Consider the following 13,510-nt stretch of genomic DNA (forward strand, 5'->3'; position numbering starts at 1 on the left):
CCCGCGAACTCACCCACCCCACCCCGTCACTTCACCCCTCGAACGGGAGGGCTCCATGCCTTCATCTGTCATGCCCACGCCCAGGCGGGGCGACGGTTCGCAGTCGCCCGCCGCCGTCTCCACCATCGGTCTGCGCAAGTCGTACGGCGACAAGACCGTGCTCGACGGCATCGACCTGCGTATCCCGGCCGGGTCCGTGTTCGCGCTGCTCGGGCCGAACGGGGCCGGCAAGACCACCACCGTGCAGATCCTGTCCACGCTCATCGCCGCCGACGGCGGACAGGCCCAGGTCGCCGGGCACGACGTCGCCACGGCACCGGACAGGGTGCGCGCCGCGATCGGCGTCACCGGACAGTTCGCCGCCCTCGACGACCTGCTCACCGCCGAGGAGAACCTGCTCCTCATGGCCGACCTGCTGCGCCTCGGCAAGCGTGAAGGGCGCCTGAGGGCGGAGGAGTTGCTGGAGCGGTTCGGCATCGCCGACGTCGCGCACAAGCGGGCCGCGACCTTCTCCGGGGGTATGCGGCGCCGGCTCGACCTCGCCATGACCCTGGTCGGGGACCCGCAGGTGATCTTCCTGGACGAGCCGACGACCGGTCTCGATCCGCGCAGCCGCCGCACCATGGGGGACACGGTGCGCTCGCTGGTCGCGGGCGGTACCACCGTCTTCCTCACCACCCAATACCTCGAAGAGGCGGACCAGTTGGCCGACCGGATCGCCGTGCTCGACGGCGGCCGGATCGTCGCCGAGGGCAGCGCCGACGAGCTCAAGGCGCAGATCCCCGGCAGTCACGTACGGCTGCGGTTCACCGATTCCGACGAGTACGAGCGCGCGGCGGCCGCGTTCCCCGGCGCGGCCCGGGACGACGAGAACCTCGCCCTGCGCGTGGCGGGCGACGGCGGCCTCGACGCGCTGCGCGCACTGATCGACCGGCTCGACGAGGCCGGGATCCCGGCGGCCGACTTCTCGGTGCACACCCCCGACCTCGACGACGTGTTCCTCGCCCTGACCGGCCGTGGCACCACCGAAACCGGCACCGGCACCCCGCTCCACGTCAAGGAGACCCTGCGATGAGCACCCTCACCCACGCCGTGCACGACTCGACGACGATGCTGCGGCGCAATCTCAAGCACGCGATCCGCTATCCGTCCGTGGGGCTCGGCAGCGCCCTGATGCCGGTCCTGATGCTGCTGCTGTTCGTGTACGCCTTCGGTGACTCGATCGGCGCCGGTATGGGCGGCGGCCGGGGCACGTACGTGAACTACCTGACCCCGGGCATCATCATCATGGGGGTGGCCGCCGGTTCGATGTCGACCTCCATCGCGGTCTGCTCCGACATGACCGAGGGCATCATCAACCGCTTTCGCACGATGGACATCACACGCTCGTCGTTCATGACGGGGCATGTCATCGGCAGCGTCGTCCAGACGATGGTGTGCATGGTCCCGGTCGTGGGCGTCGCGCTCGCCGTCGGCTTCCGTTCCGGGGCGACCCCACTCGAGTGGCTGGCAGCGGCCGGTCTCCTCACGGCGATCGCCTTCGCGGTGACCTGGCTGTCGGTCGCGCTCGGGCTGATCTCCAAGACCGTGGAGTCCGCGAGCAACAAGCCGCTGCTGATCCAGTTCCTGCCGTTCCTCGGCTCGGCGTTCGTACCGGCCGACTCGATGTCGCCGGGCCTGCGCTGGTTCGCCGAGTACCAGCCCTTCACGCCGATGACCGAGACGCTGCGCGGCCTGCTCTCCGGCTCGGAGATCGGCGACAACGGCTGGATCTCGCTCGCCTGGTGCGCCGGCATCGCCCTGACCGGTTACGTCTGGTCGCGCTCGCTGTTCAACGGCACCACCAAGCGCTGAGGGGCCGGGGCGACACCGCACACGCACCCGGGACACCGGGTCCTTGACCGGGCGCACCGGTCAAGGACCCGGTGTCGTCCGCACGGTCCGCCGGCCGGCACGGCCGCCCGGGGCACGTCCTGACGCCGGACCGGGCGAGGGCACGCTATCCGCGCGGGTGGGGGACCTGCTTCCAGCCCTCCATCGACCTGGTGAAGAACAGGATTCGATAGACATCACGGGTCCACACCGTGGCGCCCTGGCCGAAGTCGGAAAGCTCCCGGAACGCCTCTTCCTCCGAGTCGTAGCTGTACTTCCGGCCCTTGGCGTCCCTGATCATCCACTCTCTGCCGGGCAGTGATGCTCCCATGGCCATGACGATCTTCCCCTCCCCATCGGTGACGGCGAGAGCGTAGCCGCTGCCGCCCTGACCGCGGCCCAGCAGGCCCCGCAGGCCCGGAAGTTCGGCCTCGAAGTCCGCGTACCAACCGCCCGCGGGCCCGCAGCGGTGGTACGGACGAGATGCCGCGGTCACCGACGACCACGCTCGCCGGCACCGTGGACGCGCGCCGTCGCGCCGCCCACGTACTCCTCGGGTGGCGGTGCCCGTCCGTCGCCGACCTGCGGCCTTCCGGACCCTCTCGTCCGGGTTCCCGGTGTCCCCCGAGCGGATCAGGCGCAGTGGCGGCGGAGAGGAGCCTCCATAGGCTTGATCGCGTAGGTCAACGGGCCTCCTCTTCCGGGGGCTGCTGTTCGGTCGTTTCCGAGGAGGCACGCCATGACCGCATCGCCCGGGGGTTCCCGACGTCCGGAGGCCGACGTCGCCGGATTCACCGCCTCGCCGCAGTTCGCCCGAGCGTTGCAGCAGATCCTCGTGGATCTTGTCGAACTCCATCTCCAGGGCAAGCAGGCCCATTGGAACGTCGTCGGCCACAACTTCCGGGACCTGCATCTGCAGCTCGACGAAATCGTCGACGAGGCTCGGGAGTTCGCCGACACCATCGCCGAACGCATGCGTGCTCTCGAGGCCTGGCCGGACGGCCGTTCCGACACGGTGGCGGCGAGCACCACACTGCCCGCCTTCCCGGAGGGGGCGCGAAGCGTGAGCGCGGTGGTCGATCTCGTCACCGCGCGTCTGCGGGCCACGGTCGACACGGTGCGCACCCATCACGACCAGGTCGACAGCGAGGATCCCTCCACGGCCGACCTGCTGCACGGCATCATCGACTCGCTGGAGAAGTACGCCTGGATGGTCAGCGCGGAGAACCGGTCGGCCTGACGCCGTTTCTGTCGTGGCGCGTCACATCACAAAAATGGACCATTACCACTATTCTCCCCGGATGGCGGTCCGAAGCACCCGCGGCGGCCCCGCCCCGACCGCGTATGAGCCCGCATGACCCGCGTCATGTCCGGCTCATCCGGCTTCGGACTACCCGAGCACGGCACGCCACCCCCGGAGAGACTGTCATGCGCTCATGGTCCAAGACGACCGGGATCCTCGCCTGCCTGGCGCTCGCCCTGTCCTGGCTGTCCGGCTGTGACGCGGCGCCGCCGTCCAAGCCGGCGACGCTGGGTGCGACGCCGTCCGGAGCACGGCTCAGAGGTGCCGATCTTCTCGACCCACCGGAGGTGGCGAGCCGTCACGGGGTGCTGCGGACGACCCTCGTGGTGGAGCGGCGCAGGGTGTGGGTGGGCGACCGGCGGCTGTGGGCGCTGACCTACAACGGCCGCTACATGCCGCCCACGCTCCGCGTCCAGCCGGGCGACCGCATCGAGCTGACGCTGGTGAACCGCGTCGGAGCGCAGTGGCAGGGCGTCACGGCGGACACGAACCTCCACACGCACGGACTGAACGTCTCGCCGCGTCGGCCCGCCGACGACATCTTCATCTCCATCAGGCCCGGCGCGACCTACGACTACACCTACCGGATGCCGCGGAGCATCACACCGGGCACGTACTGGTACCACTCGCACATCGACATGCACTCGGCCGCCCAGGTGGCCGGTGGCGAGTCGGGCATCGTCGTCGTCGACGGCCTGCGCGCCTACCTGCCGAGGCACCTGCGCAACATCACCGAGCGTGTGATCGCCCTGAAGGACAACCAGATCAAGGGCAGCGAGATCAAGATCCATCCGCTGTCGATCGGCGCGAGGACCAACCGTACGGTCAACGGCCAGCAGAATCCGGTGATCCGCATCCGCCCGGGAGAGACCCAGCTCTGGCGGGTGGCCAACATCGGCGCCAACATCTACTACAAACTGCGCCTGAAGGGTGCCGCCTTCCATGTGGTCGCCCAGGACGGCCGGCCCGTCCACCGGATCTACTCCGTGGACACGCTGATCGTCCCGGCCGCCGCCCGGTACGACGTGCTGGTGCAGGGAGGTCCGGCGGGCACCGCCCAGCTGGAGACGCAGCCCCTCTCCACCGGACCGGCGGGCAACAGCTTCCCGCAGGCGAATCTGGCGACGGTCGTCACCGGCGGTTCCCCCATGGTCCGGGCCCGTATCCCGTCCCTCTTCGGGCCCCTCGTCGATCTCACCCGCGCCAGGATCGCCGGCCGCAAGACGATGGTCTACACCGAGAACACGGCGGGCACGCGGTTCTACATCAACGGCAAGTACTACGACCCGAAGCGCATCGACTTCGTCTCCCGGCTCAACACCGTCGAGGAGTGGACGGTGCGCAACGACACGCAGGAGGACCACACCTTCCACGTCCACACCAACCAGTTCCAGGTGATGTCCGTGAACGGGAAGGCGGTGGACCCCGCCCGCGCCTGGCACGAGACGGTCAACGTGCCGCGCGGCCGGAAACTCGTCCTGCGGATCCGCTTCTCCCACTTCACCGGGCGGACCGTGCTGCACTGCCATCTCCTCAACCACGAGGACATGGGCATGATGTCCGTCCTGGACATCCGCAGATAGGGCGGGAACGGCGGCCACCGGCCGTACGGTGTCCGGCGCTCCGGGCGGTGGGCAGGGGGGCGGCTCCGCTCCGGAGCGGAGCCGTTGCATCCTTGGGGGACCTGTGGAGGGGGAGAGTTCGATGGTGGTTGTGCTCGGCGTGGTCCTGGTGCTCGCGGTGGCCGGCTGCGGCGCGGTGGTGTGGGCGGCGCGCGGTGGCCCTCGGTGGGTGCGCGCCGTGGCGACCGCGACCCTCGTGGCGGGTGAGCTGGTCAGGCGCTCCGGCAAGGACAGGCGGCGCGGCGGCGAGGACTAGGGCACCCTCGGTGCGCCGGCGTCGCTAGCGGCGCGGACCGTCCGGGTCCTGGGCAAAGGCGCGGAACTCACTGGGGGTCATACCGACCGCCGCGCGGAAGGCGCGGGTGAAGTCGGACGGTCGTGGATATCCCCAGCGCAGGGCGATCGTGCTGACGGGGACGGTGCGCTGGGCGGGGTCGGCCAGATCACGTCGGCAGCGGGCGATGCGCTGCTGCCGGACGACGTCGCCGACCGTGGTGCCGTGCTGCTGGAAGACGCGGTGCAGATAGCGCGTGGAGATGTAGTGCGCCGCGGCCAGCGAGCCGGGTGTGAGCGCGGGGTCGTGCAGGTGCGTGCTGATGTAGGCGCTGATCTGCTCGAACAGCGCACGCTGCCGTGACTCCGCGGGAAGCGGTGTGTCGTGGTCGCAGTGGTGGGCGAGCAGGGCCGCAGTGAGATCGAGGGCGGTGATGCCCACCCGGGCGCGGTCGGCCGGGGTCAGTTCCGCGTGCGTGTCGGCGAGGCAGGTCAGCATCTCGCACAGGAGCCGTCCGACCCCCTCCCGCCCGGGAAGCGCCGTTCCGCACAGCGGTGCCGCGGCCTGCTCGGGCAGGGGCAGAAGGCGCCGGGGGAACTGCAACAGCATCGCCCGGGCTCCTGACGGGTCGGGGCCCGCGGTGGCGGTGAACGGCCGGGAACTGTCGTACAGCAGCAGGTCGCCGGGGCCGACCGAGGCGTGGGCCCTGGCCTGTTCGATGCTCTGCCGGCCCGAGAGGGTCAGCGCGATCTGGAACATCTCGGGATCGGACTGGCGGATGAGCCGGGGTGTTCGCTGGGACAGCAGAGGGGTGTAGGACATCAGCGACAGCTGCGCCGGTCCGAGGTCCATGGTCCTGATCAGGGCTTCGATCCGTTCCGGCTCGGCGGCGAACCTGATGCGGGTGGCCATCAGGGCCTTCCCCGTGGTCTCCGTCCAGGCGGCCGCCCGGTCCGCGGGCGGCAGACGGGCGGTGTCCAGCACTGTGGTCAGCATGACGTTCCCTCGTACGTGCCGCTCGCTGCGCAGTGTGTACGAGCCTCCTCGGCGGCCCGGGGCGAGGGAAGTGCGTTGTGAGCCAAGTCGAGTGCGCCGACCGCGCATGACGGGGCCGGGAGCGGACGGCAGGCTGATGCCGCACTCCGGCGGACGGGTGGTGATCGACGGCCCGACCACGCCGGGTTGCCCGTCGCGGGGCGCGGGCACGGTTCATGCCCCGGTGCGCGCCTCGGGGTATCGACACACCGGACGGAGAAGGGGGAACGGCATGCGACGGACCGGATCGCCCGGTCGTCGTGACCGCCGTGCTGCTCGCGGGCGCAACGTCCGCCGTGACGGCCGGCTCGGCCGGTGCCACGGAACCGGGGGCCGACGCCGAGCTCCGGGACTGCCGCGCCGACGCGCTCACCTGCCTCCGCACGGCGGGCAGCGCTACCACCGACGGCCACCGGCCGGCGCCCAGGGGCGCGTGGGCCGGCAGGCCGGCGTCGAGGTGCAAGGGGGTGAGCGGGGGCCGGCTCGCGTACCGAGGTGCCCCGGGCCGCGCGGGGCGCGGGGCGAGCACCGGGTCGGCGCGCGGCCCCTGCCCGGCGCCGGGGCATTCCGGACGGCGCGAGAACCCGACCGTGATCACCGGGACGCCGTGCGCATCGAACCCAGGGGCGCGAAAGCCCCCGTCGGGGCCTCTCGGGGGCCCTGACGGGCGGGTCGCAGGGCCCCCGCCGCCAGTGCCGTGATCAGTGGCGGGCCTGGCCGCCCGCCCAGTACGGGGGGAGGACGGCTCCGGCGTGCGGGGCCCTGCGGCTTCGGCGGATCCACGGGGACGCGACCCGCTGGGCCGCCGTCCCGCGGTCGCCGGAACACCGACCCACAACCTCCCGATCCGGTGAACGATTATCAGTGGGTATGGTGAATTTGTGCGGTTTATCAGGGGTGGCCCGACGGCCATGGTGTGCGCCCTGGTGGCGCCACTCCTCGTCTGCCTGGTGCTGGTGCCGTTCCGGACCATGTTCCCCAGCGTGGACGCCGCCCTCGTCCTGGTGGCGGTGGTGGTGGCCGTGGCCGCTCAGGGCCATCGCCTCGCGGGTGCCCTCGCGGCGGTGTCGGCCACCGTCTGGTTCGACTATTTCCTGGTCCCGCCGTGGAACGGCCTGTCACCGGCAAGTGCCGAGAACGCCTGGACGGTTCTGCTGCTGCTGGTCATCGGTGTCGCCGTCTCGGAGCTGGCTGTTCGCGGCCGGGCCCAGCGCAGACGGGCGCAGGCCGCTCACGGGCACCTCGACCTGCTCTGCCGGGCGAGCACCTCCATCGGCACCGGCCTCGACGTGGAGCGGACCGCACAGGAGCTGGTGCAGGTGGCCGTGCCGGGGTTCGCCGACTTCGTCACCGTCGACCTGGCGGCGTCGGTCCTGGCGGGCGAGGAGCCGGAGGACGGCTCCGCCGAACTGCGGCGGGTGGCCGTCGCAGGCGTCGGGAAGGACCATCCGTTCCATCCCTCGGGCATGTTGACCGGGCTCGTCGCCCCGGCCCCCGCGGCCTGCGGGCTCCCTGGCGCGCTCACCCGGAGCGAGCCCGATCTGCTCGCGTCGACCGCATGGCGGCCGCTCGTCCCGGAGCGGGGCGAGACCGTGCTGGACTGCGGGCTCGGCTCGCTGGTCACGGCGCCGCTGCGGGCACGGGGCATGCTGCTGGGGACGGTCGACTTCTGGCGTACGCGGGACAGCCGGCCCTTCGAGGCAGGCGATCGGGCGGTCGCCGAGGAGCTGGCCGCGAAGGCCGCCGTGGCCATCGACAACGCGCGCCGGTACACCCGTGAACGGTCGACCGCGCTGGCTCTGCAACACAGTCTGCTGCCGCAGCAACTGCCCGGACAGACGGCGGCGGACGTGGCCTTCCGCTATCTGCCCGCGGGTGCGCAGGCCGGCGTGGGCGGCGACTGGTTCGACGTGATCCCGCTCTCCGGCCACCGGGTCGCGTTCGTCGTGGGGGACGTCGTCGGCCACGGCATCAACGCGTCCGCCACCATGGGACGGCTGCGCACCGCCGTGCGCACCCTCGCGGACCTCGACCTGCCGCCCGACGAGCTCATCACCCACCTCGACGACCTCGTCCTCCACTTCGCCGAGGACGACCGCCCCGGCGCCGCCCGGAACGACGAGGCGGGGGCGTGCGATGTGGGGGCGGCCGGCGATGTCGGGGCGACGTGCCTGTACGCCGTCTACGACCCGGTTTCATGCCGTTGCGCGCTGGCCTCGGCCGGTCATCCGCTGCCCGTCCTCCTGACCCCCGACGGTGCCGTGGAACTTGTCGCCGGATTCGTGGGACCGCCGCTCGGTCTGGGCGGTCTGCCCTTCGAGACCACCGAGCTGGACCTGTCCGCGGGCAGTGTGCTCGCCCTCTACTCCGACGGCCTGGTCGAGACCCGGGAGCGCGCCCTGGACGACGGCGTGACCGAACTGCGTCATCTGCTGGCGGCGCCGGCGGTCTCGCTCGAGGCCGCGTGCGACTCCATCATCCGCACACTGGTCTGCGACCGCCCCGGGGACGATGTGACGCTGCTGCTCGCCCGCACCTGTGTGCTCACCTCGGACCGGGTCGCCAGCTGGGACATACCCGCCGTCCCGGCCCTGGTCGCGCGGGTACGGAGGCAGGCCGTCGAGCAACTGGACGCGTGGGGGCTGTGCGAGGCGACCTGCATCACCGAGCTGCTCGTCAGTGAGCTGGTCACCAACGCCATCCGCTACGGCGAGCCCCCGATCGAGCTCAGACTGATCCGCGACGGCGCGCTGATCTGCGAGGTCTCCGACGCCAGCAGCACCGCTCCGCATCTGCGCCGCGCCCGCACCTACGACGAGGGCGGCCGGGGCCTCCTCCTGGTCGCCCAGCTCAGCCAGAAGTGGGGAACCCGGCACAACGCCAAGGGGAAGACCATCTGGTGCCAGCAGGTGCTGCCGGCCGCCTGAGACCTCGCGCACCGCACGGCGCGGGCCGCCGGGCGGCGGTGCGCACCCCGGCGCCGTACCGCCGAGCCCCGGTTCCGGCCCCCTCACGCCGTCATCCGTGCCGCCGATGCGACGGTCGAGCGTGCCTCGCGTTCGGTGAGGCCGGTGCGCACCGCCGCGTCGACCAGTGCGGGGGCGAGTTCCGGGCCGATCCCGTTCTCGTACGCCCGGCAGGCGGCCCAGAAGAGGCGGGTGTTGCGCTGGCCCTCGTGCGCGGCGAGGACGAACTGGACCAGGCCCTGCCCGTGCCTGTCGGTCGACGAGGGCAGCGCATGGCGGCCGGCGGTGCGCGGCGGAGGCAGGAGCAGCCGCAGCAGGGCGGGAGGGCAGGGCGCGGGTGCCAGCCGAGCGGTGCCCGGGGCCGTGCCGTACACCCCGCGCTCGGTGCGTGAGCCGGGGCCGACCAGGTAGCCGCCGGCGCCGCGGATGTCGATGCCGGGGGCGAGCCGGCTCGCCGAGTTCGGTACGACGACGTCCGGCGGGCCGCTCAGCCACAGATGGCGGCCGCCGCTGGGTGTCAGTACGACCACCGTCTCGGGGATGGTGAACAGATGGCGCAGTGCGAGTTCGCGCAGTGCGGCCGAGGAGTCGGTTCCGGACTTGGTGTCGAGGTCGATGCCGATCAGGTGGTGGGGCCGAAGGCCGCAGGCGATGCCGTAGCCGGTGGCCCAGGGCGCGGCGGCGAACAGCTGCCGGATGCGGCGGGGGTCGGTGGAGGCGTCGTGGACCCCGTGCCCGAAACGGCCGCATTCGCCGTGGCAGGTGGGGGTGGTCGGATCGGGGTCGTCGCGGTGCGGGGAGCGCAGGGCGGGCAGCTTCGTCCGGGACAGCGGGATCACCGCCAGTCCGCGTTCCGCGGCGGACAGGGCGTGGGCCAGGGCCAGCGTGGTGGCCTTCCGATCGATGGTGGCCATGCCTCTATGTTCGTACGCATGTTCGAGAAAGGGAAGAGGGTCCGGCGGTGTTCACGATGCGGGAATGTGGCGAAAGGGGTTTATCGACACGTTCTCACGCTTGAGAGCGAATCGCCGGTCAGTGGGCGATTTGCCGGGGAATCGGTGGGCAACTCTGAAGTCGCGACGTCGTACATCGTCCGAGGCGGCCGGCCAACTGCCCCGGAATCAGCCCTACTTCACGTACGACCCGGTGACCAGGCCGGATCGTACGGAGTTCTGGAGGAAATACATGGCAATCATCCGTACCGCTCGTGTCCTCGCCGTCGTCGCCGCCCTGCCGCTCGCCGCCACTCTCTTCGCGGGCGTCGCCTCGGCGGACAACGGCGCGTTCGCGAACGACGGATCGAACGCGGCAGCCGCGAGCATCACGGGCAGCGGGGTCGGACGCGACAACAGGGGGAACTCGTCCACCACGCAGCAGCAGGCGGTCGGCTCCGGTGCCTCGAACCGCAGCAACACCGCCCAGGTGAACGGCTCGGCGTTCACGGCCATCGATCAGAGGAACGAGACCGTGGCCATCAACTTCACCAAGCTGTGGTGAGCGACGGGCCGGTGCGCGCCCGCCGGCCCTGAACTCCCGTGGTGTGTGTGCTTTCCAGGGTCATCACACGTCCGTGCGGCGGCGCTCCGGTGGCGTCGCACGGACGTTTCCCGTGTCCGGGTGTCCCGTCCCGGAGGATCACCACCACCTTGACAGGGGGCCTTGTCTGACGGACAGTCAGAAATCGTTGAGGGAACAGCCTCGTCTCCGCAACGAGCTCCGGGAGGCCCGATGGTCATGCCGAACACCGGCGAGGTGCAGCGGGATGCCGTCGCGGCGCAGCGTCTTGGGGCGCGGGGAGGGCGGCGGTGACGGCCGGGGGTGGGGAGGACGTCTCTGCGCGGTCCGCGGCGGAGCAGGAGCCGGCTGCGCGCCTCAGGACGTACGTGGGCCGTCCCGCCGCCGTCGCGGGCGTCGGCAAGGACCCGGTCAACGCGCCGATGATCCGGCACTGGTGCGAGGCGATGGGCGACACCAACCCCGCCTACGCCGGTCCGGACGCGATCGCCCCGCCCACCATGCTCCAGGTGTGGACGATGGGCGGCCTCTCCGGCCACGCGGGGCGCACGGAGGCGTTCGACGAGCTGCTCGGACTGCTCGACGAGGCCGGCTGCACCTCGGTCGTCGCCACCGACTGCGAGCAGGAGTACCTGCGCCCGCTGCGGCCCGGGGACGAGGTCACGTTCGACGCGGTGATCGAGTCGGTCTCGGACCGGAAGCGGACGAAACTCGGCACCGGGTACTTCGTCACGACGCGGATGGACGTACGGGTGGCAGGTGAGCCGGTGGGCACCCACCGGTTCCGCATCCTCAAGTACACCCCCGCCCCCGGCGGTACCGGCGCGCGACGGCCCCGGCCGGTGATCAACCGGGACAACGCCGGGTTCTGGGAGGGGGTCGCCCGGCGCAGGCTGCTGATCCAGCGGTGCTCCGGCTGCGGCACACCGCGCTTCCCGTGGCTGCCGGGGTGCGGTGCGTGCGGCTCGCCGGACTGGGACACGGTCGAGGCCGGCGGCGAGGGGACGGTCTGCTCGTACGTCGTCGTGCACCACCCGCCCTTCCCCGCCTTCGACCCTCCGTACGCGGTCGGCCTCGTCGCGCTGGCGGAGGGCGTGCGGATCGTCGCCGGCATGGTCGGGGTGCCGTACGACAAGGTACGCATCGGCATGCCCGTACGGCTGGAGTTCCACCGGTACGACGACGAACTGGAACTCCCCGTCTTCCGGCCCCTCGACGGGGACGGGCGACCCGGGGGGCCGATCGGCCGCGGGGAGGAGCCGTGATGAGGAGCGGTGGGGCCGGTGCGGTGCGGGTGGGGACGCGGCTGCCGCCGCTGGAGATCGAGATCACGCGCACGCTGATCGTGGCCGGGGCGATCGCCTCCCGCGACTACCAGGACGTGCACCACGACCCGGAGTCGGCCCGCCGGAAGGGGTCCCCCGACATCTTCATGAACATCCTGACGACCAACGGCCTGGTCGGGCGGTACGTCACGGACCACTTCGGCCCGGACACGGTCCTGCGCAAAGTGGCCGTCCGGCTCGGCGCGCCCAACCGTCCCGGCGACACGATGGTGCTGACCGGGACGGTCGAGGGGACCGACGGGGACACGGTCACGGTGGGCGTGGTCGGCTCGAACGGCATCGGCCGGCACGTCACGGGCACGGTCACCCTCACCCTTCCGGGCGGCGGCGCGGGATGAGCGTACGGGCGAAGGACACGCTCGGCGGACGGGCGGCGGTCGTCGGGATCGGGGCCACCGAGTTCTCCAAGGACTCGGGGCGCAGCGAGCTGAGGCTGGCGGTGGAGGCGGTGCGTGCCGCGCTGGACGACGCCGGGCTGTCCCCGGCGGACGTGGACGGCATGGTCACCTTCACGATGGACACCAGTCCCGAGATCACCGTGGCCCAGGCGGCCGGCATCGGCGAGCTGTCCTTCTTCTCCCGCATCCACTACGGAGGCGGTGCCGCCTGTGCGACGGTCCAGCAGGCCGCGCTCGCCGTGGCGGCGGGGGTGGCCGAGGTCGTGGTGTGCTACCGCGCGTTCAACGAGCGCTCCGGCCGCCGCTTCGGCTCCGGGGTACAGCACCGCGAGGCGTCGGCCGAGGGTGTGGCCCTCGGCTGGTGCCTGCCGCCCGGGCTGCTCACCCCCGCCTCCTGGGTGGCGATGGCCGCCCGGCGGTATCTGCACACCCACGGGCTGACGCCCGACGCGTTCGGCCAGGTGGCCGTCGTGGACCGTGCCTACGCGGCCACGAACCCGGCGGCGTACTTCCACGGCCGGCCGATCACGCTCGCCGACCACGCGGCCTCCCGTTGGATCGTGGAGCCGCTGCGGCTGCTCGACTGCTGCCAGGAGACGGACGGCGGTCAGGCGCTGGTGGTCACCTCCGTGGAGCGGGCGCGCGACCTGCCGCACGTCCCGGCCGTGATCGCGGCCGCCGCCCAGGGCGCGGGACGCGCACAGGAGCAGATGACCAGCTTCTACCGGGACGACCTGAGCGGGCTGCCCGAGATGGGCGTGGTGGCCCGCCAGCTGTGGCGGACGTCGGGGATGGGGCCCGCGGACATCGATGTGGCCGTCCTCTACGACCACTTCACGCCGTTCGTGCTGATGCAGCTGGAGGAGTTCGGGTTCTGCGAGCCCGGCGCGGCGGCCGACTTCGTGGCCTCGCGGACCCTGCCGCTGAACACCCACGGGGGGCAGCTCGGGGAGGCGTATCTGCACGGTATGAACGGCATCGCGGAGGCCGTTCGGCAACTGCGCGGCACCGCGGTGAACCGGATACCCGGTGCCTCCCGCACGCTGGTCACCGCGGGGACCGGCGTCCCCACCTCGGGTCTGATACTGACGGCGGACGGTTGACGGCCGATGCCCCGGTGCCCGGCTCTCAGGGGTGAACCCTCAGGGGGGCGTACAGGCTCGTCCACCTTCAGGAGGT

13 protein-coding genes are annotated in these 13,510 nt (G+C 71.8%); 10 read left to right on the plus strand and 3 right to left on the minus strand.

What is annotated here, in order from left to right; all coding sequences use genetic code 11:
- The first annotated feature begins 70 nt into the window (after positions 1–70).
- The gene (locus tag ACSHXN_RS21140; RefSeq protein ID WP_355128917.1) at positions 71–1,075 is read left to right on the plus strand and encodes an ATP-binding cassette domain-containing protein; all 1,005 of its coding nucleotides are present in this window, start codon (positions 71–73) and stop codon (positions 1,073–1,075) included.
- Positions 1,072–1,854, plus strand: a complete 783-nt coding sequence (locus ACSHXN_RS21145; RefSeq protein WP_355128530.1) for an ABC transporter permease — start codon at positions 1,072–1,074, stop codon at positions 1,852–1,854. Before ACSHXN_RS21140 ends, ACSHXN_RS21145 begins: the two co-directional genes overlap by 4 nt.
- A 145-nt stretch (positions 1,855–1,999) precedes the next feature.
- Here the strand turns inward: ACSHXN_RS21145 and ACSHXN_RS21150 are convergent, their stop codons facing one another.
- Positions 2,000–2,368, minus strand: a complete 369-nt coding sequence (locus ACSHXN_RS21150) for a hypothetical protein (protein WP_438303515.1) — start codon at positions 2,366–2,368, stop codon at positions 2,000–2,002.
- A gap of 243 nt (positions 2,369–2,611) precedes the next feature.
- On the opposite strand from ACSHXN_RS21150, the gene ACSHXN_RS21155 reads away from it, so the two are divergent.
- The 3 genes from ACSHXN_RS21155 to ACSHXN_RS21165 all read left to right on the plus strand — a co-directional run bounded on the left by ACSHXN_RS21155 (position 2,612) and on the right by ACSHXN_RS21165 (position 5,053).
- A complete protein-coding gene (locus ACSHXN_RS21155) occupies positions 2,612–3,112 on the plus strand; it encodes a Dps family protein (RefSeq protein ID WP_356108041.1) in 501 nt (166 codons plus the stop codon).
- 188 nt (positions 3,113–3,300) lie between these two features.
- Positions 3,301–4,758, plus strand: a complete 1,458-nt coding sequence (locus tag ACSHXN_RS21160; RefSeq protein WP_438303516.1) for a multicopper oxidase family protein — start codon at positions 3,301–3,303, stop codon at positions 4,756–4,758.
- 121 nt (positions 4,759–4,879) lie between these two features.
- Positions 4,880–5,053: a hypothetical protein gene (locus ACSHXN_RS21165; RefSeq protein WP_355128523.1), complete on the plus strand. Its 174-nt coding sequence runs from the start codon at positions 4,880–4,882 to the stop codon at positions 5,051–5,053.
- 24 nt (positions 5,054–5,077) lie between these two features.
- Here ACSHXN_RS21165 and ACSHXN_RS21170 read toward each other — a convergent pair whose 3' ends face one another.
- A complete protein-coding gene (locus ACSHXN_RS21170) occupies positions 5,078–6,067 on the minus strand; it encodes a helix-turn-helix domain-containing protein (RefSeq protein ID WP_355128521.1) in 990 nt (329 codons plus the stop codon).
- A gap of 920 nt (positions 6,068–6,987) precedes the next feature.
- Here ACSHXN_RS21170 and ACSHXN_RS21175 point away from each other — a divergent pair.
- Positions 6,988–9,033: a SpoIIE family protein phosphatase gene (locus tag ACSHXN_RS21175; RefSeq protein ID WP_438303517.1), complete on the plus strand. Its 2,046-nt coding sequence runs from the start codon at positions 6,988–6,990 to the stop codon at positions 9,031–9,033.
- An 83-nt stretch (positions 9,034–9,116) separates the two neighbouring features.
- On the opposite strand, the gene ACSHXN_RS21180 is transcribed toward ACSHXN_RS21175, so the two are convergent.
- Positions 9,117–9,986, minus strand: a complete 870-nt coding sequence (locus tag ACSHXN_RS21180; protein ID WP_355128519.1) for a bifunctional DNA primase/polymerase — start codon at positions 9,984–9,986, stop codon at positions 9,117–9,119.
- Positions 9,987–10,257: 271 nt separating this feature from the next.
- On the opposite strand from ACSHXN_RS21180, the gene ACSHXN_RS21185 reads away from it, so the two are divergent.
- The 4 genes from ACSHXN_RS21185 (at position 10,258) to ACSHXN_RS21200 (ending at position 13,434) form a co-directional block, all read left to right on the plus strand.
- On the plus strand, positions 10,258–10,569 hold the full coding sequence (locus ACSHXN_RS21185; protein ID WP_355128517.1) for a hypothetical protein: 312 nt from the start codon (positions 10,258–10,260) through the stop codon (positions 10,567–10,569).
- 308 nt (positions 10,570–10,877) lie between these two features.
- Positions 10,878–11,852, plus strand: a complete 975-nt coding sequence (locus ACSHXN_RS21190) for a bifunctional MaoC family dehydratase N-terminal/OB-fold nucleic acid binding domain-containing protein (protein WP_383352523.1) — start codon at positions 10,878–10,880, stop codon at positions 11,850–11,852.
- On the plus strand, positions 11,852–12,271 hold the full coding sequence (locus tag ACSHXN_RS21195) for a MaoC family dehydratase (protein ID WP_403840528.1): 420 nt from the start codon (positions 11,852–11,854) through the stop codon (positions 12,269–12,271). Before ACSHXN_RS21190 ends, ACSHXN_RS21195 begins: the two co-directional genes overlap by 1 nt.
- Complete coding sequence (locus ACSHXN_RS21200) at positions 12,268–13,434, plus strand: lipid-transfer protein (protein WP_355128515.1); 1,167 nt, start codon at positions 12,268–12,270, stop codon at positions 13,432–13,434. Before ACSHXN_RS21195 ends, ACSHXN_RS21200 begins: the two co-directional genes overlap by 4 nt.
- Positions 13,435–13,510: the final 76 nt, after the last annotated feature.

Origin of the sequence: Streptomyces sp. HUAS TT11, assembly GCF_051553595.1 — a bacterium.
Taxonomy (GTDB): Bacteria; Actinomycetota; Actinomycetes; order Streptomycetales; family Streptomycetaceae; genus Streptomyces.

What these genes read in the sequence shown, in the direction of transcription:
- ACSHXN_RS21180 (WP_355128519.1), bottom strand. Translation starts at nt 9,986, where the DNA reads ATGGCCACCATCGATCGGAAGGCCACCACGCTGGCCCTGGCCCACGCC.
- ACSHXN_RS21160 (WP_438303516.1), top strand. Translation starts at nt 3,301, where the DNA reads ATGCGCTCATGGTCCAAGACGACCGGGATCCTCGCCTGCCTGGCGCTC.
- ACSHXN_RS21185 (WP_355128517.1), top strand. Translation starts at nt 10,258, where the DNA reads ATGGCAATCATCCGTACCGCTCGTGTCCTCGCCGTCGTCGCCGCCCTG.
- ACSHXN_RS21140 (WP_355128917.1), top strand. Translation starts at nt 71, where the DNA reads ATGCCCACGCCCAGGCGGGGCGACGGTTCGCAGTCGCCCGCCGCCGTC.
- ACSHXN_RS21165 (WP_355128523.1), top strand. Translation starts at nt 4,880, where the DNA reads ATGGTGGTTGTGCTCGGCGTGGTCCTGGTGCTCGCGGTGGCCGGCTGC.
- ACSHXN_RS21145 (WP_355128530.1), top strand. Translation starts at nt 1,072, where the DNA reads ATGAGCACCCTCACCCACGCCGTGCACGACTCGACGACGATGCTGCGG.
- ACSHXN_RS21170 (WP_355128521.1), bottom strand. Translation starts at nt 6,067, where the DNA reads ATGCTGACCACAGTGCTGGACACCGCCCGTCTGCCGCCCGCGGACCGG.
- ACSHXN_RS21155 (WP_356108041.1), top strand. Translation starts at nt 2,612, where the DNA reads ATGACCGCATCGCCCGGGGGTTCCCGACGTCCGGAGGCCGACGTCGCC.
- ACSHXN_RS21195 (WP_403840528.1), top strand. Translation starts at nt 11,852, where the DNA reads ATGAGGAGCGGTGGGGCCGGTGCGGTGCGGGTGGGGACGCGGCTGCCG.
- ACSHXN_RS21200 (WP_355128515.1), top strand. Translation starts at nt 12,268, where the DNA reads ATGAGCGTACGGGCGAAGGACACGCTCGGCGGACGGGCGGCGGTCGTC.